This is a genomic window from Tenggerimyces flavus (assembly GCF_016907715.1).
GTDB classification, from domain to species: domain Bacteria; phylum Actinomycetota; class Actinomycetes; order Propionibacteriales; family Actinopolymorphaceae; genus Tenggerimyces; species Tenggerimyces flavus.
Genome location: NZ_JAFBCM010000001.1, coordinates 6,406,551 through 6,429,616, shown reverse-complemented (window position 1 = coordinate 6,429,616; position 23,066 = coordinate 6,406,551). Strand labels below are relative to the sequence as shown.

22 protein-coding genes and 2 tRNA genes are annotated in these 23,066 nt (G+C 68.8%); 17 read left to right on the top strand and 7 right to left on the bottom strand.

The window, feature by feature from the left end:
• Window positions 1–85: 85 nt before the first annotated feature.
• Window positions 86–159: transfer RNA gene (locus JOD67_RS30220), tRNA-Pro, on the bottom strand.
• A gap of 118 nt (window positions 160–277) precedes the next feature.
• Between JOD67_RS30220 and JOD67_RS30215 the strand changes: the two genes are divergently transcribed.
• The 3 genes from JOD67_RS30215 to JOD67_RS30205 all read left to right on the top strand — a co-directional run bounded on the left by JOD67_RS30215 (window position 278) and on the right by JOD67_RS30205 (window position 1,657).
• Window positions 278–348: transfer RNA gene (locus JOD67_RS30215), tRNA-Gly, on the top strand.
• A gap of 33 nt (window positions 349–381) precedes the next feature.
• Window positions 382–852 (top strand): GNAT family N-acetyltransferase, encoded by a 471-nt coding sequence (locus tag JOD67_RS30210; RefSeq protein ID WP_205121098.1) that lies wholly within the window; start codon window positions 382–384, stop codon window positions 850–852.
• A 37-nt stretch (window positions 853–889) separates the two neighbouring features.
• Entirely contained in the window at window positions 890–1,657 is a 768-nt protein-coding gene (locus tag JOD67_RS30205) for a RibD family protein (RefSeq protein ID WP_205121097.1), read from the top strand.
• On the opposite strand, the gene JOD67_RS30200 is transcribed toward JOD67_RS30205, so the two are convergent.
• From JOD67_RS30200 to JOD67_RS30190, 3 genes are read right to left on the bottom strand one after another with little or no spacing between them, the layout of a single operon-like run.
• Complete coding sequence (locus JOD67_RS30200) at window positions 1,654–2,415, bottom strand: phosphotransferase family protein (protein WP_205121096.1); 762 nt, start codon at window positions 2,413–2,415, stop codon at window positions 1,654–1,656. The genes JOD67_RS30205 and JOD67_RS30200 overlap by 4 nt on opposite strands.
• Complete coding sequence (locus JOD67_RS30195; RefSeq protein WP_205121095.1) at window positions 2,412–3,665, bottom strand: MFS transporter; 1,254 nt, start codon at window positions 3,663–3,665, stop codon at window positions 2,412–2,414. Before JOD67_RS30195 ends, JOD67_RS30200 begins: the two co-directional genes overlap by 4 nt.
• Window positions 3,662–4,261, bottom strand: a complete 600-nt coding sequence (locus tag JOD67_RS30190) for a helix-turn-helix domain-containing protein (RefSeq protein WP_205121094.1) — start codon at window positions 4,259–4,261, stop codon at window positions 3,662–3,664. The genes JOD67_RS30195 and JOD67_RS30190 overlap by 4 nt, the downstream gene beginning before the upstream one ends.
• Window positions 4,262–4,418: 157 nt before the next feature.
• Between JOD67_RS30190 and JOD67_RS30185 the strand changes: the two genes are divergently transcribed.
• The 4 genes from JOD67_RS30185 to JOD67_RS30170 all read left to right on the top strand — a co-directional run bounded on the left by JOD67_RS30185 (window position 4,419) and on the right by JOD67_RS30170 (window position 8,431).
• Window positions 4,419–5,033 (top strand): ATP-dependent Clp protease proteolytic subunit, encoded by a 615-nt coding sequence (locus tag JOD67_RS30185; RefSeq protein ID WP_205121093.1) that lies wholly within the window; start codon window positions 4,419–4,421, stop codon window positions 5,031–5,033.
• A 46-nt stretch (window positions 5,034–5,079) separates the two neighbouring features.
• Window positions 5,080–5,688, top strand: a complete 609-nt coding sequence (locus tag JOD67_RS30180; RefSeq protein ID WP_205123232.1) for an ATP-dependent Clp protease proteolytic subunit — start codon at window positions 5,080–5,082, stop codon at window positions 5,686–5,688.
• A gap of 284 nt (window positions 5,689–5,972) precedes the next feature.
• Entirely contained in the window at window positions 5,973–7,262 is a 1,290-nt protein-coding gene (clpX, locus tag JOD67_RS30175) for an ATP-dependent Clp protease ATP-binding subunit ClpX (protein ID WP_205121092.1), read from the top strand.
• A gap of 86 nt (window positions 7,263–7,348) precedes the next feature.
• The gene (locus tag JOD67_RS30170) at window positions 7,349–8,431 is read left to right on the top strand and encodes a hypothetical protein (protein WP_205121091.1); all 1,083 of its coding nucleotides are present in this window, start codon (window positions 7,349–7,351) and stop codon (window positions 8,429–8,431) included.
• Window positions 8,432–8,495: 64 nt separating this feature from the next.
• Here JOD67_RS30170 and valS read toward each other — a convergent pair whose 3' ends face one another.
• On the bottom strand, window positions 8,496–11,009 hold the full coding sequence (gene valS, locus JOD67_RS30165; RefSeq protein ID WP_205121090.1) for a valine--tRNA ligase: 2,514 nt from the start codon (window positions 11,007–11,009) through the stop codon (window positions 8,496–8,498).
• Window positions 11,010–11,275: 266 nt separating this feature from the next.
• On the opposite strand from valS, the gene JOD67_RS30160 reads away from it, so the two are divergent.
• The 5 genes from JOD67_RS30160 to JOD67_RS30140 all read left to right on the top strand — a co-directional run bounded on the left by JOD67_RS30160 (window position 11,276) and on the right by JOD67_RS30140 (window position 15,556).
• The gene (locus tag JOD67_RS30160) at window positions 11,276–12,433 is read left to right on the top strand and encodes a hypothetical protein (RefSeq protein ID WP_205121089.1); all 1,158 of its coding nucleotides are present in this window, start codon (window positions 11,276–11,278) and stop codon (window positions 12,431–12,433) included.
• Between the two features lie 79 nt (window positions 12,434–12,512).
• Window positions 12,513–12,788 carry a hypothetical protein gene (locus JOD67_RS30155; protein ID WP_205121088.1) on the top strand — a complete coding sequence of 92 codons (276 nt, stop codon included), beginning with the start codon at window positions 12,513–12,515 and terminating at the stop codon, window positions 12,786–12,788.
• 48 nt (window positions 12,789–12,836) lie between these two features.
• Entirely contained in the window at window positions 12,837–14,690 is a 1,854-nt protein-coding gene (locus JOD67_RS30150; protein WP_205121087.1) for an FG-GAP-like repeat-containing protein, read from the top strand.
• A 118-nt stretch (window positions 14,691–14,808) separates the two neighbouring features.
• Complete coding sequence (locus tag JOD67_RS30145; protein WP_307782605.1) at window positions 14,809–15,174, top strand: hypothetical protein; 366 nt, start codon at window positions 14,809–14,811, stop codon at window positions 15,172–15,174.
• Complete coding sequence (locus tag JOD67_RS30140) at window positions 15,167–15,556, top strand: hypothetical protein (RefSeq protein WP_205121086.1); 390 nt, start codon at window positions 15,167–15,169, stop codon at window positions 15,554–15,556. Before JOD67_RS30145 ends, JOD67_RS30140 begins: the two co-directional genes overlap by 8 nt.
• On the opposite strand, the gene JOD67_RS30135 is transcribed toward JOD67_RS30140, so the two are convergent.
• The gene (locus JOD67_RS30135) at window positions 15,547–16,539 is read right to left on the bottom strand and encodes a ClpX C4-type zinc finger protein (protein ID WP_205121085.1); all 993 of its coding nucleotides are present in this window, start codon (window positions 16,537–16,539) and stop codon (window positions 15,547–15,549) included. The two genes, JOD67_RS30140 and JOD67_RS30135, sit on opposite strands and share 10 nt — an antisense overlap.
• Before the next feature lie 919 nt (window positions 16,540–17,458).
• Entirely contained in the window at window positions 17,459–17,953 is a 495-nt protein-coding gene (locus JOD67_RS30130) for a GNAT family N-acetyltransferase (protein WP_205121084.1), read from the bottom strand.
• A 39-nt stretch (window positions 17,954–17,992) separates the two neighbouring features.
• Here JOD67_RS30130 and JOD67_RS30125 point away from each other — a divergent pair, with 39 nt between their 5' ends.
• Genes JOD67_RS30125 through JOD67_RS30105 form a run of 5 tightly spaced genes read left to right on the top strand, consistent with a single transcriptional unit; the run spans window position 17,993 to window position 23,040 of the window.
• Window positions 17,993–20,614: a valine--tRNA ligase gene (locus JOD67_RS30125; RefSeq protein ID WP_205121083.1), complete on the top strand. Its 2,622-nt coding sequence runs from the start codon at window positions 17,993–17,995 to the stop codon at window positions 20,612–20,614.
• Between the two features lie 44 nt (window positions 20,615–20,658).
• Window positions 20,659–20,895, top strand: coding sequence for a DUF6364 family protein (locus tag JOD67_RS30120; RefSeq protein WP_205121082.1), 237 nt, complete (start codon window positions 20,659–20,661; stop codon window positions 20,893–20,895).
• Between the two features lie 5 nt (window positions 20,896–20,900).
• On the top strand, window positions 20,901–21,338 hold the full coding sequence (locus JOD67_RS30115) for a PIN domain-containing protein (RefSeq protein WP_307782752.1): 438 nt from the start codon (window positions 20,901–20,903) through the stop codon (window positions 21,336–21,338).
• Window positions 21,335–22,699, top strand: a complete 1,365-nt coding sequence (locus tag JOD67_RS30110; protein ID WP_205121080.1) for a bifunctional folylpolyglutamate synthase/dihydrofolate synthase — start codon at window positions 21,335–21,337, stop codon at window positions 22,697–22,699. The genes JOD67_RS30115 and JOD67_RS30110 overlap by 4 nt, the downstream gene beginning before the upstream one ends.
• Window positions 22,696–23,040: a DUF4233 domain-containing protein gene (locus JOD67_RS30105; protein ID WP_205121079.1), complete on the top strand. Its 345-nt coding sequence runs from the start codon at window positions 22,696–22,698 to the stop codon at window positions 23,038–23,040. Before JOD67_RS30110 ends, JOD67_RS30105 begins: the two co-directional genes overlap by 4 nt.
• Window positions 23,041–23,066 lie beyond the last annotated feature (26 nt).

Below are 23,066 nucleotides of genomic sequence, written 5' to 3'. Positions count from 1 at the left end.
GCAGTGTACGCCAGCGACACGCGAGGGTCCGGGGGTCGCCCCCCGGGCTCGCACGCTGCCGTGGTCAGCACACAGGTCTAGCTCGTCGGGGAGGGGGGATTTGAACCCCCGGCCTTCGGCACCCAAAGCCGACGCGCTGCCAAGCTGCGCCACTCCCCGCGGGTCCGCGAGACGTGACGCTACGCTCTTGTCTGCGGTTCCGCCTGCGAGTTTAGTGGACGGGATACCTGCTCGTGCGTTCAGCCCGGCGCATGCGATCATGTCTGTGCACAACCACGCGGGCGTAGCTCAATGGTAGAGCCCCAGTCTTCCAAACTGGCTACGCGAGTTCGATTCTCGTCGCCCGCTCCCCACGCCAAACCCCCAGGTCAGGGAGTAGGCATGCCCACGGACATCGTCCCGTTCCCCCAGGATCGGTACGCCGAGGTGCTGGGGGAGTTGCTCGCGGCGCACGAGGAGTTCTGGGACGGCCGGGACCTGCGCGCGCTGCATGCGGCGACCTGGTTCCGCCAGTTCGGCGGCTGGGCGCTGCTCGCCATGGACGGTCCGGTCATTGCGGGCTACCTGTGCGGAACGGTGACAGCGGACGGCCTCGGGTACGTGCAGCTGGTCGCGACCAGGCAGCCGTATCGCGGCCGCGGCATCGCGCGCGACCTGTGGGCGACGTTCACCGCGAACGCGCGGAAGGCCGGCGCGACGCGGCTCGAGGCCGTGACCAGCCCGGGCAACGCCGGCTCGATCGCCTTCCACCGGAGCTTGGGCATGACGGCCGAGGAGATCGCGAACTACGCCGGCAACGGCGGCACCACCGTCCTCTTCCGGCGCGACCTCGACGACGCCGGCTCGCCGTAGCGCTGGACCTGTCGGTGGTCGCTGGTAGGCAACTGCCATGGCGAACGACGACAGGGCGCGGGTTGTGATGGCGGTGGGGATGTCCGTCGATGGGCGGATCGCGCACCGACGCGACCAGCTGTGGTTCGACGAGGACGCCAAGCGCGACTGGGAGGCGGTGAAGCCCGCGAGTACGCCCAGCCTCGAGGCGGCGCGGTCGGAGCTCATCGACCGCCTCTACCAACCGCAGGCCATTCTCGAAGGAAGCGGCTCGCTCGCCCGGTCGACGGCTGGACCGGTCGCAGGGCTGCCGCCGGAGGAACCACCGGAGGTCCTCTATTCCGACTTCCTACCCGACGAAGTCGTCCATCGCCAGGGCCACGAGAGGTGGTTCACCACCGTCGACAGCCGTGGCCGCGTCGAGTGGGAGGACGAGGACCACGGTGAGTGGGACGTGCTCGTGCTCGTCAGCAGAGCTACCCCCGCCGCGTACCTCCAGTTCCTCCGCATGCGCCGTCTCTGCTACCTCGTCGCCGGCGACGAACGGGTCGACCTGGCTGAGGCGCTGCGCAAAATGAAGGCGAGCCTCGGCGTCACCTGCGTGAAGTCGACAGCCGGCGGCGGCCTCAACGGGGCTCTCCTCAGAGCCGGCCTGATCGACGAGATCCACCTCATGGTCTCCCCGTACGCGATCGGTGGAGCAGGCACGCCGACGATCTTCGACGGCGTGCCCCTCGCCAAGGGCGAGCTCCCGACCAACCTCCGCCTGCTCTCCACCCACGCCGAGTCCGACGGCATGCTCTGGCTGCGCTACGAGGTCGCCTAGAGCCGGCGGGCAGCCTCGTCCAACCGGCTCAGCCAGCCGAGCGCCTCAGCGGAGCCGTCAGGAGAGTCCGCGTACGACAAGATCCCCTGGGACACGGCGGCCAACAAGGCAGGACGAAGACCAACCGACGTCCCATAGGCCGCGATGGTGTCGTCCCACTGTGGCGCCGAGACCGACGACACCAACAACCAGGCGAGGTCGCCCAGCCCAGGGCCGACTCCGACGTCCTCCCAGTCCAGCAAGGCGATCTCTCCGTCCGGACTGGTCCGTACGTTGCGCATCGACGCGTCGCCGTGAACGAGGGTGAGCGGCCCAGCCGTAGCGGCATCGCCGACGATCGCGGGAAGCCGCCCGCGGAGACGTTCGCCCAAGGCGAAGGTGGCGGGCGTGCAGTCCGTGCGGCGCGCGACAGCAGGCCAGGTCGAGTCGAAGAGCGACCCGACCAGGTCGACCGCGGCCCCAGGCCGGCGCAGCCAAGGCCACCGGTCGGCGGCATCCGAGCGCCAACGCTCGTGCAGGGCAGCCAGCAGACGCGCCACGGCCACCGGATCGGCGCCCGGCGTCCACGCGGTCAGGTCCTCGAGCTCGAGCAGAGTCCCACGGTCGTCCTCCGTCGCCGAGAAGCAGGCGGGCACCCGCACCCCGACCGTCGGAGCGATCTCGCGATAGAAGCGCACCTCCGCGGCGAACATGCCCAACGCCTCGGGGATCGACCCCGGCTCAGGTCGCGCCCTGCGTTTGACGAACGGCGTGCTCATGCGGACACCGGCACCGACGCGCGATCGTCCCGCGGCCGGTCCAGCTCGGTCCACTCGCGGGCGAACGCGGGCAGCGTGGTGGCTAGTAGGTAGACGATGCCGAACCCCACCAGCACCGGGGTCAGGCCGACGAGGCCGACCAACACTCCGCCCAGCAGGGGACCGAAGGGGATGCCGGCCCAGGCGAGGGAGTCGGTCAGGGCATGCACGCGGCCGAGCAGGTGGCGAGGGATGCGTTCGAACATCACGGCACCCAGGATCGGGTTCAGCACGCCAGACGCCAACCCACTTACCGCGAAGACGCCCACGGCCAGCCAGACGGGCGCTCCGGCGATGGCGAGCACGACGAAGCGCGGCAGACCGGTCACCAGGTAGCCGATCAGGTACGTCGCCCGCCGCGGCATCCGATGCCCGACGGCCGCCGTCACCAGGGCGCTCAGAGCCGAGAACGCCATCATCGCGGCGAACAGCAGCCCCACCATCGAGGCGCTGTGCCCGTGCGACAGCGCCCACACCGGGACGAGCACGGCGGCGAACGCGGAGTCCAGCACGTTCGTCACGCCGACCATCAGCGCGATCAGTCGCAGCAGCCGGTCGCGGCGCAGGAACGAGAAGCCCTCCTTCAGCCGCTGGAAGTACGGCAGAGCATCCGACTTCGACGGCTCCCGCGAAGCAGCGGCAGAAGAACGCACCGTCGCCACCACGATCACCGCCGACACCGCGAACGACAAGGCGTCGAAGGCCAATGCCGTCAACGGCCCGAGCATCGCCACGATCACTCCCGCCAGAGCCGGCCCGAACGTCGAAGCAGACCGCTCGACCATCGCCGACAACCCGGTCGCCCGCTCCATCGGCACCCCGGCCTGCGCGACCACGTCCGGGATCAGCACGCCCTTCGCCGAGTCCGACGGCCCACGCATGGCCCCAGCCACAGCCACGAGCACCAACAACAAAGGGAAGGACAGCACAGAAAGCACGTGCAGCAACGGGATCAACCCGACGACGACCGCCGACACCAGATCGCCGGTGATGTTCACCCGCCGCGCGCCGATCCGGTCGACCAACGGCCCGGTCAGCGCCTTGAACAGCACGTACGGCGCCATCTCGCACGCCGCGACCAAGCCGGTCATCGTCGCCGACCCGGTCGACACGAGCACGAACCACGGGATCGCGATCGCCGACATCCGCGTACCCGTCAGCGACACCGCCTGAGCGGCGAGCAACCCGATCAACCCTCGACGAGACCTCATGACGACTCCTCCGGAGCGAGCACTCCTGGACGGGGGAAGAGCTGGAACTGCAGGGAGACGGGCACGGTCCCCTCAGCCTCCGCGGCCGCGGTCGGGGAGTCGCGCCGATACCGGGCGACGATCTCGTGCACCTCCGAAGCCAGCCGCCGGGTCTCCTCGGGCGTCAGCCGGAGCAGCTCGTCGCCGAACGAGCCCGCCCCTCGCCACGCCGAAGGCAGCAGCGGCATCTCCTCGACCGCCGCGAGCATGTTCTCGGTGTAGATCTGCACGATGCCGCGGTAGAACGCGGCGCCGGCCTCGCGGTCCTCGGCGCTGACCTGCTCCAGGTCGACGTGGGTCATCCGGTGCGCCGCGCGCCACCAGCGGTCGCGGGCGTTGCCCCGCGCGGCGTCCTCGACCACGAAGCCGTGGGCGGCGAGCTGGCGCAGGTGATAGCTGGTGGCGCCGGTGTTCAGCCCCAGCCGCGCGGCCAGCGTCGTCGCCGTGGCCGGCCCGTCCGTACGCAGGATGGCCAGCATCCGCAGCCGCACCGGATGGGCGAGGCCGCGCAGGGATCGCGCGTCGGGGCGGGCGACCGACGGCTCGGGTTCTGTCATGCGGCTCACGATACGTTTGCAGAGATATCTTTGCAAACACTTCTTTGCGATCGCTGCGCCGTGAGCGAACAGGGCGCGCTGAAGGGCCGTCCGACCGCAGTGGTTGGCTAATGTCGAGGAACAGGTTCGCGCGGAACGGAAAACTCAGGTGGAGGACATGAACGCTTTCGCACCCACGGCTCAGCAGGACGGCTCTGCGTTCGGGCTGGACGACCAGATCTACCAGCGGCTGCTCAGGGAGCGGATCATCTTCCTCGGGTCCGAGGTGCGCGACGTGAACGCCAACGCGATCTGCGCGCAGATGCTGCTGCTCAACGCCGAGGACCCCAAGAAGGACATCTGGCTCTACATCAACTCACCGGGTGGCTCGGTCGACTCCGGCATGGCCATCTACGACACGATGCAGTTCATCTCGAACGACGTCGCGACGATCGCGATGGGGCTCGCCGCGTCGATGGGCCAGTTCCTGCTCGCGGCCGGCACCAAGGGCAAGCGGTTCGCGCTGCCGCACGCGCGGATCATGATGCACCAGCTGTCCGGCGGCCTCGGCGGCTCTGCCTCGGACATCAGAATCCAGGCCGAGCAGAGCCTGCATCTGAAGAAGAAGCTGCACGAGCTGCAGGCCCTGCACACGGGCCAGACGTTCGACCAGATCGAGCTCGACTCCGATCGCGACCGCTGGTTCACCGCGGAAGAGGCGAAGGCGTACGGCTTCATCGACGGTGTGGTGAAGACCGCGGACCAGGTCGGCTCCGGCGGACCGGTTTCCTAGGACGACAAGGACAAAGACGATGACAACCCCTGACCTGTCCCCGCGGATGGACTACTACATCCCGCGCTGGGAAGAGCGGACGCCGTACGGCTACCGCCAGATCGACCCGTACGCGAAGCTGTTCGAGGACCGCATCATCTTCCTCGGCACGCCGATCACCGACGACGTCGCCAACGCGGTGATGGCGCAGCTGCTGTGCCTGGAGTCGATCGACCCCGACCGCGAGGTGCAGATCTACATCAACAGCCCCGGCGGCTCGTTGACCGCGCTCACCGCGATCTACGACACGATGCGCTACATCACGCCGGACATCCGCACGGTCTGCCTCGGCCAGGCCGCCTCGGCCGCCGCGATCCTGCTCGCCGCCGGCGCGCCGGGCAAGCGGTCGGCGCTGCCGAACAGCCGGATCATCATCCACCAGCCGCACACCGAGGGTGGGTACGGCCAGGCGAGCGACATCGAGATCCAGGCCAACGAGATCCTCCGGATGCGGGCGCTGACCGAGCAGATGATCGCCGACAACACCGGCCGTCCGCTGGCCGAGGTCGAGCGCGACATCGAGCGGGACAAGATCCTCACCGCCGAGCAGGCCGTGGAGTACGGCCTGGTCGACGAGGTCCTGCTCAGCCGTAAGAAGAGCCTCGTCGGAGTCTGAAATGTGTAGGTCCTGGAGAGTGCCACGCCGGTCGGCGGGGTACTCGCCAGGTCAAGATCACGCCTGTACGGTGTTGTCAAGGGCAATACGGTTCGCCTGCGGCGTACAGGACGCGAAGCCGAAGCCGACCGTTACCCGGCTAAACCGGGTACCGTCGGTGTCTGTACGGCTTCGGACCGACCATGTCGGACCGGTCGTCACGAGCCGAAGAGCGGCTCGAGACACACGCTGGCTCGACGATCGCCCGGTCCACCGGGCGAACGATGCGAAGGAGACGTTCCGGAGTGGCACGCATCGGTGACGGCGGCGACCTGCTGAAGTGCTCGTTCTGCGGGAAGAGCCAGAAGCAGGTCAAGAAGCTGATCGCAGGGCCGGGCGTCTACATCTGCGACGAGTGCATCGATCTCTGCAACGAGATCATCGAGGAAGAGCTCAGCGAGTCCTCCGAGGTCGGCCTGCACGAGCTGCCGAAGCCCCGTGAGATCTACGAGTTCCTCGACCAGTACGTCGTGGGTCAGGACAGCGCGAAGAAGGCGCTGTCGGTAGCCGTCTACAACCACTACAAGCGGGTGCAGTCCGGGCTCGCGAGCGGGCGGCACACCAAGGACGAGCCGGTCGAGCTGGCCAAGTCCAATATCCTGCTGATCGGCCCCACTGGCTGTGGCAAGACCTACCTCGCGCAGACGCTGGCGAAGATGCTGAACGTCCCGTTCGCCATCGCCGACGCGACCGCGCTGACGGAGGCTGGCTACGTCGGCGAGGACGTCGAGAACATCCTGCTGAAGCTGATCCAGGCCGCGGACTACGACGTCAAGAAGGCCGAGACCGGCATCATCTACATCGACGAGGTCGACAAGATCGCTCGCAAGAGCGAGAACCCGTCGATCACCCGCGACGTCTCCGGCGAGGGCGTGCAGCAGGCGCTGCTGAAGATCCTCGAGGGCACGACCGCGTCGGTGCCGCCGCAGGGCGGGCGCAAGCACCCGCACCAGGAGTTCATCCAGATCGACACGACGAACGTGCTGTTCATCGTGGGCGGCGCGTTCGCCGGTCTGGAACGGATCATCGAGCAGCGGATCGGCAAGAAGGGCGTCGGCTTCGGCGCGACGATCCGGACCAAGGAAGAGCGCGAGAAGTTCGACGTCTACTCCGAGGTCATGCCCGAGGACCTGCTGAAGTTCGGCCTGATCCCGGAGTTCGTCGGTCGGCTCCCCGTGGTGGCGACCGTGCAGCCGCTGGACCAGCCCGCGCTGACCCGGATCCTCACCGAGCCGCGCAACGCCCTGGTGAAGCAGTACCAGAAGCTGTTCGAGCTGGACGGTGTCGAGCTGGAGTTCTCCGCGGACGCCGTCGAGGCGATCGCCGAGCAGGCGCTGCTGCGCGGCACCGGCGCGCGGGCGACCCGGGCGATCATCGAAGAGGTCCTGCTGAACGTCATGTACGAGGTGCCCAGCCGCGACGACGTGGCCCGGGTGATCGTCAACCGTGGCGTGGTGCTGGACAACGTCAACCCGACGCTGGTGCCCCGCGAGAAGGTCAACCGCAAGAACGAGCGCCGCGAGAAGTCCGCGTAGCTCCGTACGAAGCTCCCCCCTCCGGCCCGGTACCCCCGGGCCGGTAGCGTCTGCGGTCGAACACGATTCGGACATTCGGGGGAGAGATGCGCATTTCCAAGCTGGTGGTGACGGCTCTCATCGCGCTCACGACCGTGGTCACGGGGGCAGTGCAGGCCAGCGCGGCGCCGGCGGGGTTCGCGCCGAGCTCGACGAGCTGGCCGTCGGTCTCGCACGGGTGGGTGCTCGGCTGGGTTCCCTGCGGCAGCGACAAGTGCGCGCGGCTCTACCAGACCATGGACGGCGGCAAGACCTGGGCGCAGCGGGTCGCGCCGCCGATCAAGCCGTCGGAGTACGGCGACCCCACCCGCTTCACCATCGGCTACGACGGCGGCAGCACCCGCGGCGCCTCGACCGCGCTCGTGACGAACGGCACGACCGCGTACGCCAGCTACGACGGCGCCCGGACCTGGCAGACCGAGACGTTCGGCGCCGGAGGTCCGCTCAGCGTCGGCACGATGAAGGCCTCCACGACCGACGCGTACGTGCTCGCGACCAGCGGCGGGACCACGCAGCTCTACCGTTCGCCGCTCGGGAAGCGCGCCTGGACCAAGGCGACACCCGCGCGCAAGCTCGACCTGACGTACCCCAGCGGCGACATCGCCACCCGGGGAGCGACCGCGGTCGTCAGCATCGGCAGCGACAGCACGGCGTACGCCGTCTGGACGACCAAGAACGGGACCAGCTGGACCAGGCGCGAGCCCAGCTGCTTCCAGGGCGCGCTCACCCAGCTCGCCGTGCCTGCTGCCGGCAAGGTGTTCGCGCTCTGCAGCTGGGCGCCGGGCCGCGGGTCCATGCGCAAGGAGCTGAAGTTCTCCGACACCGGCGCCGCGTTCTGGACCGCCGGCTACCCGAAGGACACCGGCATCACCTCCGACTTCGCCGCCGCGAGCGCCGAGGTCGCGGCGGTCGGCTCGACCGGCGGCGACGAGGCGTTCGTCCAACTCACCACCGACGGCGGCTACACCTGGCGAACGACGCTCGCCCAACCCGAGACCGGCCCGGTCCACGACCTCGCGTTCGTCGACGCCAAACACGGCGCGCTCGTCGCCGGGTACGCGGACCTCGGCACCAGCAAGCCGTTCCGCACGGTCGACGGCGGCAAGACCTGGACCACGTTCAGCCCCTGACCGCCCGCCGACTTTGTCAGGATGTCTTAATGTCCTGACATCCTGACAAAGTCGGCCGGAGAGGTCAGCCGACGGCGATGCGGAGCTCGGACTCCGCGTCGTCGCCCCTGAGGTCGAGCGTGCCGATCCGGCCGGCGGCGGTGAGGTCGCCGCGGGCCTGGGCGATCCGGTCCACGTCCTCCTTCGGACCGGACACCGACACGCGCTCGAGCTCCGCCCGCATCGACAACTTCGCCGCCGTCTTCGCACCGCGCACCGCCGACAACGCCACGCCCACCGCGCGCAGCACCGCCGGATCCCCGACCGACCCGAGCTCCGACTCGGCCGGCCAGGGCGAACGGTGCACCGAGGTCTCGCCCTGCCACCACGACCACACCTCCTCGGTCACGAACGGCAGGAACGGCGCGAACAACCGCAGCTGCACCGACAGAGCCAACGCCAGCGTCGCCTTCGCCGAGGCGTCGCCGGCGTACGCGCGGTTCTTCACCAGCTCCACGTAGTCGTCGCAGAACACCCAGAAGAACCGCTCGGTCGCCTCGAGCGCGGTCGTGTAGTCGTACGCCTCGAAGGCCGCCGTCGCGTCCACAACGTTCTGCCGCAAGGAGGCGAGCAGCGACAGGTCCAACGGCGACGTCACCGAAGCGAGGTCCGGCGTCGTGGCGTCCAACCCGAGCACGAACTTGCTCACGTTCAGCACCTTCATCGCCAGCCGGCGGCCGACCTTCATCTGGGCCTCGTCGAACGGCGAGTCGAGCCCCGGCCGCGCGCCGGCAGCCCGCCACCGCACGGCGTCCGACCCGAACGTCGACAGCACCGCGGTCGGCGTCGTCGCATTGCCCGTCGACTTGCCCATCTTCTTGCGGTCCGGGTCGGTCACGAACCCCGAGATCGCCGACAGCCGCCACGGCAGCACGCCGTTCTCGTAGTGTGCGCGCACGATCCGGTTGAACAGCCAGACGCGGATGATCTCGTGCGCGTGCGCGTTCAGGTCCATCGGGAACGTGCGCGCGAACAGGTCCGGATCGCGTTCCCACCCGCACACGATGTGCGGCGTCAGCGACGCCGTTGCCCAGGTGTCCAGGATGTCGGGGTCGGCGACGAAGCCGCCCGGTTGACCGCGCTGCGCCTCGGTGTAGCCGTTGGGCACGTCGGACGACGGGTCGATTGGCAGCTGCTCCTCGCCAGGCAGCAACGGGTGTGCGTAGTCGGGCTCACCGGCGGCCGACAGCGGGTACCAGATCGGGAACGGCACGCCGTAGAACCGCTGCCGGCTGACCAGCCAGTCGCCGGTCAGTCCGCCCACCCAGTGCTCGTATCGATGCCGCATGAAGTCCGGCACCCACGCCAGCTCCTGGCCGCGCGCAAGGAAGACTTGACGCAACGCCTCGTCGCGTCCGCCGTTGCGGAGGTACCACTGCCGGCTGGTCACGATCTCCAGCGGCAGGTCGCCCTTCTCGTAGTACTTCACCGCGTGCGTGATCGGCCGCGGCTCGCCGAGCAGCTCGCCGGACTTATGCAGCAGCTCCACGATCCGGCGCTGAGCCTGCCGCACCGTACGGCCGGCCAGGTCGGCGTACGGGGCAGGATTCCCCAAGCCCGCTGGAGGATCCGCCAGGAACCGGCCGTTCCGGCCGATCACCGCGCGGATCGGCAGGTCGAGCTCGCGCCACCACGTCACGTCGGTCGTGTCGCCGAACGTGCAGATCATCGCGATCCCGCTGCCCTTCTCGGGATCGGCGAGGTGATGCGCGAGCACCGGCACGTCGGCGCCGAACAAGGGAGTCCGCGCGGTCTTGCCGAACAGCGACTGATAGCGGGGATCGCTCGGGTGCGCGACCAGAGCCACGCAGGCCGGCAGCAGCTCCGGCCGGGTCGTCTCGATCTCGATCGGTCCGTCCGGCCCGGCGAACGCGAGCCGGTGGTAGGCGCCCGGACGTTCGTGATCTTCCATCTCCGCTTGGGCAACGGCGGTCTGGAACGTCACGTCCCACATCGTCGGCGCGTCCGCGGAGTACGCCTCGCCGCGTGCGAGGTTGCGCAGGAACGCGCGCTGCGAGGTGGCCTGGGCGATCGGGCTGCTGGTCGAGTAGATGTGTGACCAGTCCACGCTGAGACCGAGCTGGCGCCACAGGTCCTCGAACGCCGTTTCGTCAATGGCAGTGAGGAGTTGGCACAGCTCGGTGAAGTTGCGGCGGGACACATTGAGCGGCGGGTCGTGCGGCTTGCTGGGCGGCTCGAACGCAGGGTCGTACGGCAGGGACGGGTCGCAGCGCACGCCGTAGAAGTTCTGCACCCGCCGCTCGGTGGGCAGGCCGTTGTCGTCCCAGCCCATCGGGTAGAACACCTCGCGGCCGCGCATGCGTTGGAAGCGCGCGACCAGGTCGGTGTGGGTGTAGGAGAACGTGTGCCCGACGTGCAGCGAGCCGGACGCGGTCGGCGGGGGAGTGTCGATGGAGAAGACCTCTTCGCGGGTCTTCGTACGGTCGAAGCGGTAGGTGCCGCGTTCCTCCCACAGGCTGGACCACTTGGCTTCCAGGCCGTCAAGAGTGGGTTTGTCGGGCAGGGTGGGCGTGGGCATGGATGGCTCACAGACGTGCTCGGGCGCGCATCGGTGGGGCGCGTCACGGGACAGGAACGGTCGAAGGGGGCGCCTCAGTGGCGCACGAGTACTCGCCCGCTGCCGACCAGGGCGCGGGCGGTACGAAGGATCGAACCGTTGGAGGCCATCGCCGGAAAGTGTACGGGTCTAAGAGCTGGCAGCAACAGGCCAATACATATCGCGGCGCGAACAGGCCCGCATAGCGTGATCTTCGGCGGAGTCCGGCGCGCGCGTGGGGAGCGAAGATGCGGTCACCCATCAGGTACGTCCTTGTCCTGCTCGTGAGCTGTCTCGTCGGCGCCCTCGGCATCGTCGCGCCGGCACACGGCGCCGCGCCCAAGGCAGGGCCAGCACCGCAGATCGTCGTCCCGCCGAACGTGACAGCGGGCGTCGCCGTCTTCGACCGCCAGACCGGCCAGTTCACCGAGCAGCTCAACACCGCGATGCAGTTTCGCTCGGCCTCGTTGGTGAAGCTGCTGCTCGTTCTCGACTTCCTGTGGAACCGCGGACCGACGTACGACATCCCTGCCGCCGACCGCACCCGGCTCGACGTCATGCTGCAGCGCAGCGACGACGCCGCCGCGAGCCACTACTGGTCGACGCTCGGCGGCAGCGCGGTCATCAACCGGATGGTGCCTCGGCTCGGGCTGCAGAACACCGCGCCGCCGCCGTCCACGCACCCTGGCTTCTGGGGCTACGTCGCGATCTCGGCGGCCGACGTCGTACGGATCTACCGCTACATCCTCGACCAGGCGCCGGCCCAGGTCCGCGACTACATCATGGGCAACCTGCACGCCGCGAAGCGCTGCGGGACCGACGGCTTCGACCAGTACATGGGCATCCCGTCGTCGTTCAACCGCCCGTGGGCGATCAAGCAGGGCTGGTCGGGCATGTCGTCCGGCGGCTGCACCTCCGCCACGCTCGCGTCGCTGATGGGCGCGAAGGAGCCGGCGGTCGCGCCGGCGGTGATCGGGCCGATGGCCGTCGACCTGACCCGCGAGGCGCTGCACTCGACAGGCACGGTCGGCGCGGGCGACCGCGTGATCGTGGCCGCGTTGACGCTCAACCCGGACGGCACGTCGTACGGCGCCGCGTACTCCCGTCTCAACCAGCTCGTTCGGTCGCTGAACGTCCCCGGCGCCACGAAGCCCGCCGGAACCTGGTTCGGCACCTGGGGCTCCGGCGTTCGCGTCCGCTCCGGCACGAACACTGGGACGTCGATCGTCTCCGAGCTCCCCGCCGGCGTCGAGGTGCTCGTCGACTGCCAGGTCCAGGGCCAGACCGTGAACGTGCCGCCGTACACGAACAACTGGTGGGCGCACCTGCCGCTCTACCCGGGCTACATGACCAACATCTACGTGAGCTCACCCGGCAACCAGCTTCCGGGCGTCCCCACCTGCTAGACCCGCACCCACCTCGCCTACTACAGTTCGTAGCACTACGAATCGTAGTAGGCGGGGTCGTGTGTGGGGAGCGTGAGGGATGTCGGCGGTGCCGTCCTGGGCCGAGCCGCTCGTGGACCAGGTCGCCGGGGAAGCCCGGCGGGTGATCGACGCCGAGCTGGAACGGCTCGCGCGCAAGAGTCCGACGCTGTCGCCGCGCGACGTCGAGGCGGTCGGCCAGGCGTTGGACGAGCTCGCCGAGCGGCTGCTGATCCGACGCCTCGTGACGCTCGCGGAGGCGCGGCCGGACCTGTGGGGCGAGGCGACCGCACTACTGGCGGGGCGCCGGCAGCAGGTGCCAGGGGCTGGCAGCTAGCGGCCAGATAGCAAGGCTTTTCTACGTTGAGCGCTCTACGGTTCCGGCATGAAGACCGTGCGCTCGTTGATGATCGTCGTACCTTTCGTGATCGCGCTTGCGGTAGCCGGTAGTAGCGTTTCCGCGGCGCCTGTGCAGACCCAAGCCACGGCGGTCGTCGCCCAGGACTGGCTGGCGATCGCCGACCAGGCCGCGGCGGAGTCCGCGACCGCGATGCCGTTCGTCGAGTCCGACGGCGGCGGCGCGATCCCAGTCTGGTGGATCGCTCCCGTCGCCTACTACGCCGGGAAGAAGTTCGGCTGGCAGGACTCGCGGACGACGTACTGGACGAGCCGCGTGCTCGCCCGCAAGAACCCCGACGGCGGCTACGGCCTCGGGTACGCGTGGGACTGGCGCGGCGACGGGACGACGAACCCGGCCAACACCTCCTACACGATCACCACCGCCGGCCACGTCGGCCGCACGCTGATCGCGGCGTACGACGACGGCGGGTTCTTCGTGAACGAGATCAAGCAGGCCGCGACGTCGCTGCTCAACACCTCGACGACCGCGGGCGGCAAATGCATCTCGTACTCCAACTCCACCCACGACCGGAACAAGCCCTGCGTGTTCAACGTGACCGCGCACGGCGCCTGGTTCCTGTGGAGTGCCGCCCGCCGCGGACTGTATCCCGCCGGGCGGCAGGCCGAGATGGACACCAAGTGGCGTACCTGGCGCGACTACACCTGGACGCACTTCCGCGACGACCTCGAGGGCTACGCGGGCGCTCCCGGCTGGGCGTACGAGCAGGGCCAGAACGTCCTGCAGGACCCGTGGCACCACGCGGCCACGGTCTGGCCGCTGTACGAGATGGATCCGGTGACGGGCCTCAAGGGTCTGAACGGCCACTACGCCAACTACGGCTCGACGAACGGCGCCAACGCCGACCTCGTCGTCTACGACTGCGCGCGCATCGCGCCCGCCCTGCTCGCCGACGTGCGGCGGCGCGCGACCGAGCCGTACACGACGCAGCGCGACCGGCTCACCAAGCGCTCGCGGTGGGCGCTGATGGCGATGCACGTGCACCACGCCTGCTACAGCTCCGACGGCCCACACGCGCTCGGCAACTTCGACGGCGACACGAAGGCCGACCTCGCGACCTGGCGTCCGGACGGGACCTGGTGGGTGCAGAAGTCCGGCGGCGGCACGGTCGACGGCGCGCAGTGGGGCCAGGCCGGCGACATCCCGCGCGTGTACGACCTGGACGCGGACGGCAAGGACGACTACGCGGTGTTCCGGCCGGACAGTGCGACCTGGTGGATCCAGCACGCGGACGGGACCCAACGGACGAACGTGGCGTGGGGCAAGCGCGGCGATGTCCCACTCGTCGGCGACGTCGACGGCGACGGCAAGGGCGACCTGGTGACCTGGCGGGCGAAGGAGGCGCTCTGGAGCGTCTCGTACTCCGGCGGCGGCACGTTGTCGGTCAAGCACGGCGCGATCGGCGACCTTCCGTTGCTCGGCGACATCGACGGTGACCACAAGGACGACCTGATCCTGCGCCGGCCGTCGACGGGGAAGTTCCACGTGCGGTTCGCGAATGGAACGACGCTCGTGCACGGTTGGGGTGGCAAGGCGAACGACGTTCCGCTGATCGGCGATGTCGACGGAGACGACAAGGACGACTACGTGGTCTGGGCGCCGGGCGGCGCGTTCTGGGTGTCGTACGCCGCCGGTGGCAGCCTGAACAACTTCGCGTGGGGCCAGCCCGGCGACGTGCCGCTGCTCGGCGATGTGAACGGGGACGGCAAGGAGGACCTCGTGGTGTTCCGGCCGTCGAACGCGACCTGGCACGTCGCGTACACCGGCGGCGGCACGCTCGTGGACGTGCAGTGGGGCGCCGCGAACGACGTTCCGGCCTGAGCTACCCTCGCGGGCTGGCTCGCAAAGCAGCGGCTAGAACCGCTGACGTGCACGTCGTGTCGACGGAGTGAAACTGCCGCGAGCCGGCACGCGACAAGCTAGTACTACGCTGCGTCGTGTGATTCCTTGGCTTGGCAACGGACTGATGATCGCGGCGCTGCTCTTCGCGGCGTTCGCGATCATCACGTTCTTCCGCAAGCAGCCGCCCGGCACGATCGACCTGACGCTCGCGCTGATCCTCGAGGTCGCGGTGCTCGCGCAGGTCGTCGTGGCGATCGTGCTGATGGTCGGCGGCGACCGGCCGGTGGAGTTCGGGACGTTCATCGGCTACCTGGTCGCGTCGGTGCTGATCCTGCCGCTCGCGATGTTGTGGGGGCTGTCGGAGCGCAGCAAGTGGAGCTCGCTGGTTCTGTTCGTCGCGTTCTTCGTGGTGATCGTGATCGTGTTGCGGATGCAGCAGACCTGGCTGGGACCTGGTGTCTGAGCCTCGTCGGACCGGCTCGGGGCCTGGTCGCGTGCTCGTCGTGGTGTACGGCGTTTTCGCTCTCGCCGCTACCGCGCGGGCGGCCGTGCAGATCGCGTCGAAGTTCGGCGAGGCGCCGGTGGCGTACCTGCTCTCGGCGTTCTCCGCTCTCGTCTACGTCGTGGCGACCGTGGCGCTCGCGCGGTCAGCGCGCCGGCTGGCCTGGATCGCGTGCGGCATCGAGCTCGCGGGTGTGCTGATCGTCGGAACGTTCAGCCTGCTCGACCGGGCGGCGTTCCCGGACGAGACCGTGTGGTCGGTGTTCGGGATGGGGTACGGCTTCGTGCCGCTCGTGCTGCCCGTTCTCGGTCTGCTCTGGCTCCGCCGTACCCGTCAGGTCTGAGCGAGGATCTCGCCGCACAGCTCCAGGCACTCGCGGCAGATCTTCGCGCTCGGGCCTTCCGCGACGCGGTTGGCCTCTGTGTGCGCCTTGCCACAGAAGTTGCAGGTGGCTGCTGTGTCGACTGGGACGAGCGCGAGGGTGCCGCGCTGGTCCGCTCCGCCGGTGACCAGGGCGATGGCGTCGCCGACGCAGCGGTCGCACACGTACAGCCCGGGACCCGCGATGAGCTTGCCGACGTCCAGCCCGCCGCGGCCGCAGAACGCGCAGCCGAGCCCGGCCCAGCCGATGCGCTTGCGGACAGCCTCGAAGTCGACGCTCGCCTCGGCGAGGATCTTCGCCGCGACGCCCTGGCCCTCGCGGAGCAGCGCGAGCAGCAGGTGCTCGCTGCGGACGTGCGTGCTCCGGTCATGCTTGGCTTCGCGTACGGCGAGGTCGAGCACCTTCTTCGTGCGGGGCGTGAGATTGAGCGTCTCCGGCGCGGACTCGGCGCCGCGGCCGATGATCCGTACGACCGCGTCCCTGGCCTGCTCGACGTCGAGCCCCGCGAGAACCAGCACCCGCGCGGCAACGGTGTGCTCGGCGCGGAGGAGGCCGAGCAGCAGGTGCTCGGTGCCGAGATAGGGCTGCCGGAGCTGCCTGGCCTCCTCCTGGGCGAACGCGATCGCCTGCCGCGAGTCGGCGAACAGCTGCCCGAAGAGCTGGTCGGTGACCTTCGCGGTGGGAGTCCGTTTGGACAACCTTCGGAGGAGGCGGTTGGGCTTCTGCCCAGGTGTGGTGGCGTCACCGCCATCGACGATCTGGTGGACGCGCTGATGACTCATGCCGAGCGCCTCGGCGATCTCGCGCATCGAGGCGCCCGAGGCGTGCAAGACGCGGATGAGGTGGTGGTAGTCGACCTTCGCCGTATCGGCGTCGTGCTGCAGATTGAGCAGCCGATCACGGGCAACCCGCGCCTGCTCGAGCAGTTCCTTGTCCAGAACCATCCGTCTACAGTGATAGACAGAGACTACGGCGTCAACCCACCTAGACAAGCCGTTTCGAATGAAGGGCACCTTCATTCGAACCTATTGAATGAAGGTGCCCTTCATTCAAAACAAGGGACGGAACGCCCGGCTTCATCGCCACCACACGCAAGCGGGGCCAACAAGCAACGCGAGCTCGGCAAGAGACCCGAGCAAGAAGGAACCTCCTCCGGGCACCCGTTCCCGGGGGGTGGGGCGGCGCGTTAAGAACTGGTGGCCGGGCCGGGGCGAGTCAAGGGCCGCTACGCGGTCGCGAAGCGACGTCGTTTGCAAACTGCGCGAAGCGCCGTCCAAACGGCGCCCTTGACGCGCCCCGGACCGGCCACCAAAATCGACCGCCGCAACAGCCCACGGCGAGCACCGATCCCGGACAGCTCGCGAAAGATCAATCGAGCTCGAAGCGCCAAGAACAGCAGCGATCCGCTGACAGAGCAGGAGATCCGCCCACCATTGAGCCATCGACGACGGCCAACGGGGGGGGCGCCGAGCTGGTCCGAAAGGGACGGCCGACCGGCCGTCGAAGGGATGGCCGACCGGTGATCGCGGGGCCGACGACCCTGGGGTGGCGGGGCCGACCGACCGGAGGTGGCGGCGCGACCGAGCGGTAATGGCGGGACGTCACCGCTGGACCTTGGATGAAGGGCACCTTCATCCAATGCCCGGCCCATCCACCCCGCGCCCTCCACACCGCCGTGATCATGAACGTGATCATGAAGCCGAACCGGTCGTATACGCCGGGTTAGCCTTCATGATCACGTTCATGATCACGTTCATGATCACGTTCATGATCACGGGCAGGTGGCCACCGTTTCGAATGAGGGACGCCCTCTATCGAATAGATCGCTACAGGGACGCCCTCATTCCAAACCACCACGGGCGGTCAGAGCGTCAAGACCATCGTGTCGGCGTCCGCATCCCCGCCCACCACCTCGTAGCCAGCGGCCGCGTAGAGCTTCGCCGCGTGGTTGGCCCGTTCCACGCTCAGACTGATTCGCGCGATCCCCGCAGTACGCGAAGCCGCAGCGAGCTCCGAGAGCAGCAGCCGTCCGAGGCCCATGCCGCGCCAGTCGGGGACGACGGCGAGCGTCAGCTCCGGCACGTCCTCCGCCACGTAGCCGTAGCCCGGCGACGAAGCCGGGAAGTACCGCAGCCACGCCGCCCCCGCCGGGTCGCCGGCCAGAGACTCGGCCACGACCCCGAACTCGCCGGCAGCCGGCCAGGGCGCCAGGTACTTCGCCAGAGAAGCGTCCGCACGGATCTGCTCCAGCGTCAGCTCAGCCCGGTCCGGCGCCCAGTTGAACGCCTCCACCGTGAGCTCGTCGAGGAACGCCGCGTTGTCCGCCGTCGCGGGGCGGAATCGGAAGGTGTCGGTCACCCGTGCATCATGCCGGAACGCCGTCTCTAGACTTCCCGCATGAGTGCAGCGCAACCCGAGCTCCCCCCGGCGTTCGTTCCGGCCGACGTCGAGGGACCGCTCTACGACAGCTGGGTCGAACGCGGCTACTTCGCGCCCTCCGGCAAAGAGGATGCCGAGCCGTACAGCATCGTGATCCCGCCGCCGAACGTCACGGGCTCGCTGCACGTCGGCCACGCGCTCGACCACACCATCCAGGACATCCTCATCCGTCGCCGCCGGATGCAGGGGTACGACGCGCTCTGGCTGCCCGGCATGGACCACGCCGGCATCGCGACGCAGAACGTCGTCGAGCGCGAGCTCGCCAAGGAGGGCCTCAGCAGGCACGACCTCGGCCGCGACGAGTTCGTCAAGCGGGTCTGGCAATGGAAGGCCGAGTCCGGCGGCCGGATCCTCGGCCAGATGAAGCGGCTCGGCGACTCCGTCGACTGGGACCGCGAGTCGTTCACGATGGACGAGCAGCGCTCGCGCGCCGTCCTCACGATGTTCAAGCGGCTGTACGAGGACGGCCTCGCGTACCGCGCCGAACGCATCATCAACTGGTGCCCGCGCTGCCTCACCGCGCTGTCCGACATCGAGGTCGAGCACTCCGACGACGAGGGTGAGCTCGTCTACATCCGTTACGGGGAAGGTGATTCCTCGATCGTCGTCGCGACGACGCGAGCCGAGACGATGCTGGGTGACACCGGCGTCGCGGTTCACCCCGAGGACGAACGGTACAAGCACCTGATCGGCACCGAGGTCGAGCTGCCGCTCACCGGCCGCCGCATCCCGGTGGTCGGCGACGAGCACGTCGACCCCGAGTTCGGCACGGGCGCGGTCAAGGTGACGCCCGCGCACGACCCGAACGACTTCGAGATCGGCCGCCGCCACGACCTGCCGAGCTTCACCGTGATGGACGAGCACGGCGTGATCACCGCGCACGGCCCGTTCCAGGGACTCGACCGGTTCGAGGCGCGGCCCGCCGTCGTCGCGGCTCTGCGCGCGGAAGGGCGGATCGACAAGGAGGTCCGCCCGTACCGGCACGCCGTCGGCCACTGCCAGCGCTGCGACACGGTGGTCGAGCCGCGGGTCTCGCTGCAGTGGTTCGTGAAGGTCGCCCCGTTGGCAGAGGCCGCGAGCGCCGCCGTACGCGAAGGACGCATCGCGATTCACCCGCCGGAGATGGCGAAACGCTACTTCGACTGGGTCGACAACATGCACGACTGGTGCATCTCCCGGCAGCTGTGGTGGGGGCACCGGATCCCGGTCTGGTACGGCCCCGACGGCGAGACCGTCTGCGTCGGACCGGACGAGGAGCCGCCGTCCGGCGACGGCTGGACCCAGGACGCGGACGTTCTCGACACCTGGTTCTCCTCCGGGCTCTGGCCGGTGACGACCCTCGGCTGGCCGGACTCGACGGAAGACCTGGCGCGCTACTACCCGACCAGCGTGCTGGTCACCGGGTACGACATCTTGTTCTTCTGGGTCGCGCGGATGGTGATGTTCGGCCTGCACGCGATGCGGGACCAGGGGCCGGAGGGGGCGGTGCCGTTCAAGACCGTCGTCCTACACGGCATGGTCCGCGATGCGCACGGCAAGAAGATGTCGAAGTCGTTCGGCAACGTGGTCGACCCGCTGGACTGGATCGACCGGTACGGCGCCGACGCGACCCGTTTCACCTTGGCCCGTGGGGCGAACCCCGGATCGGACGTCCCGGTCTCGGAGGAGTGGTGCCAGGGCTCGCGTAACTTCACCACGAAGCTGTGGAACGCGACGCGTTTCGCCTTGCTCAACGGGGCTTCCGCCTCGTCGCCCGTGCCGCCGGCCGCCTCATTGACCGCTGCGGACCGGTGGATCCTGTCGCGGCTGCACACGGTGATCGCCGAGGTCGACGCGTACTACGAGGGGTACGAGTTCGCCAAGGTGTGCGAGACGATCCAGGCGTTCGCGTGGAACGAGTTCTGCGACTGGTACGTGGAGCTGGCGAAGACCTCGCTCAACGCCGGCGGCGCCGCCGCGGACGCCTCGCGGGCGGTGCTCGGCCACGTCCTGGAGCGGTTGTTCCGGCTGCTGCATCCGGTGATGCCGTTCGTCACCGAGCGGCTCTGGCTCGCGCTGACCGGCGGCGAGTCGATCGTCGTGTCTTCGTGGCCGTCGGCCGAGTCGTCGTACCTCGACGCCGCTGCCGAGGCCGAGCTGGCCGCGGTGCAGCGGCTGGTGACGGAGGTGCGGCGGTTCCGCGCCGACCAGGGCTTGAAGGACGGCCAGCGCGTGCCGGCTCGCCTGGTCGGGATCGAATCGACGGTGCTGGTCGCGCACGAGCCGGCGATCCGTACGTTGCTGCGGCTGGAAACGCCGGCCGACGGCTTCGCCCCGACCGCGTCGCTGCTGGTGGAGAACGTGACCGTCGAGCTCGACACCGCCGGCACCATCGACGTCGCGGCCGAGCGGAAGCGGCTGGAGAAGGACCTCGCCGCGGCCCGGAAGGAGAAGGCGCAGTCGGAGGGCAAGCTGGGCAACGCCCAGTTCCTCGACAAAGCCCCGCCCCCGGTCGTCGAGAAGGTCCGCGCCCAGCTCGCCACCGCCGAAACCGAGATCACCCGCCTCGAATCCCAGCTCGCCGGCCTCCCGACGGCTTGATATAGTGGCGTGAATCAGGCAGCTCCACGTGGCATACTGTGGGCATGGCGAAGCGGAACCTGACAGTCCAGCTGGATGAGGACGTCATCAGTCGTGCCCGAGTGGTCGCCGAGAAGCGCGGCACGTCGATCAGTCAGCTCGTTGCTCAACAGATCGAGCACCTGGCTGACGAAGATGAGCGTTATGAAGCGGCGCGGAAGCGTGCCATGGAGCTCATGGACACAGCCGCGACGCATGGGGGAGGCCGCAAGTGGAAACGCGAGGATCTGTACGACCGTTGACCTTGGTGCATTCGATCACCTTTGTTGACACGAACGTGTTGGTGTACGCCTACGACCTTGATGAGCCTGAGAAGCGGAAGCGGGCAAACGAATGGTTGTCGAAGCTGTGGCAGGGCGGCGCTGGAGCCATCAGCGCTCAGGTCATGCAGGAGTTCTACAACACGGTGACAAGGAAGTTCGCCCAGCCGATGGCGGCGTCGACAGCCCGCGAGGTCCTCACCACGTACTCGGCTTGGCGAGTCGTGACAGCCGATCCGGAACTCGTCCTCGATGCGTCGAAGCTGGAAGAGCGTGACTCCGTCTCGTTCTGGGACGCACTCATCATCGAGGCGGCCAAGCGGGCGGGTGCGACAAGGCTGCTTACCGAGGATCTGCAGCATGGGCGTAAGTTCGGTTCGGTGACCGTCGAGAACCCCTTCGTGGAAGAGCCCATCACTCAATGACCCAAGGCGATGAAGAGCGCGCGCTGTATGTCGATGTCGAGCGCGCGTTGCTGGCGCGGCTGCCGGAGCACAAGTCGGTCGAGGGGCCGACGATCGAGCGGATCAAGAGGCTGTGCGAGCTGCTCGGCGAGCCGCAGCACGCCGCGCCCGTCATCCATCTGACCGGGACGAACGGCAAGACCAGCACCGCACGGATGGTCGACAGCCTGCTGGTCGCGTTCGGCGTACGGACCGGGCGGCTCACCAGCCCGCATCTCGCTGAGATCAGGGAGCGCATCTCGTTGTCGGGCGAGCCGATCGACTACGAACGCTTCGTGCAGACGTACGCCGAGGTGATGCCGTTCGTCGACCTGGCTGACCCGATGCTCGACCGGCCGCTGTCGTTCTTCGAGATCATCACCGCGATGGGCTTCGCCGCGTTCGCCGACGCTCCGGTCGACGCCGCCGTGCTGGAGGTCGGGCTCGGCGGGACGTGGGACGCGACGAACGTCGCCGACGGCAAGGTCGCGGTCGTCACGCCGATCGCGGTCGACCACGCCAAGTACCTCGGCAACACGCCGCCGGAGATCGCGCGGGAGAAGGCCGGGATCATCAAGCCTGGCGCGATCGCGGTGATCGCGCAGCAGGAGGTCGAGGTCGCCGAGGTGCTGATGCGCCGCGCGGCCGAGGTCGGTGCGACCGTGGCCCGCGAGGGGATCGAGTTCGGCGTCGTCGAGCGCGAGATCGCGGTCGGCGGGCAGATGATCTCGCTGAAGGGCCTGTCGGGGGAGTACCACGAGATCTTCCTTCCCCTGCACGGAGTTCACCAGGCGCACAACGCGGCCTGCGCGCTCGCCGCGGTCGAGGCGTTCCTCGCCGGCGGCGCCCCAGAGGGATTGAACGCGGACATCGTTCGCGAGGCGTTCGGCGGCGTGACGTCGCCGGGGCGGTTGGAGATCGTCCGCCGGAGCCCGACCGTTCTGCTCGACGCGGCACACAACCCGCACGGCGCCGAGGCGACCGCGGCGGCGATCAGCGAGGCGTTCACGTTCGAACCGCTCGTCGGCGTGATCGGCGTCATGCAGGACAAGGACGTCGCAGGTGTGCTCGAGGCGTTCGAGCCGGTCATGGACCACGTCGTGGTGACGCAGAACTCCACCGAGCGTGCGATGCCGGCCGCGGAGCTGGCCGAGATCGCGATCGACATCTTCGGTGAGGACCGGGTCGAGGTCGCGCCGCTGCTGCCGGACGCACTCGACGCCGCCGTCCGCACGGCTGACGAACAGGCCAAGGAGATGGGCGGGGGCGGGGTGCTCGTGACCGGCTCGGTGATCACGGCCGGCGAGGCGCGCGTGCTGTTGGGACGGGGCGAGGCGCAGTGAACCTGAACGTGACGGTGATGCGGGGAACGCTGTCGGCGATCCTCGTCTTCGAGGCGATCATCGTCGGGCTCGCGATCCCGGTGGCGATCGGCGTGGCCGATGCACCGCGTGGGTTGGCGATCTGGGGCGGCCTGGCGATCGTCCTGATGTGCGTCGCGGCGGCCGCGACGCTGCGTAAGCCGGTCGGCGTGGTGCTCGGCTCGGTGGTGCAGGTGGCCGCGTTCGCGAGCGGATTCGTGGTGTCGATCATGCTCGCGCTCGGCGCGATCTTCGGCATCCTCTGGTTCGCCTGCCTCGTCTTCGACCGCAAGATCGCTGCCCAGGCACCCAGCGAGGGATGAGCGTCGGCTACGCTGCGTGTGCTTTG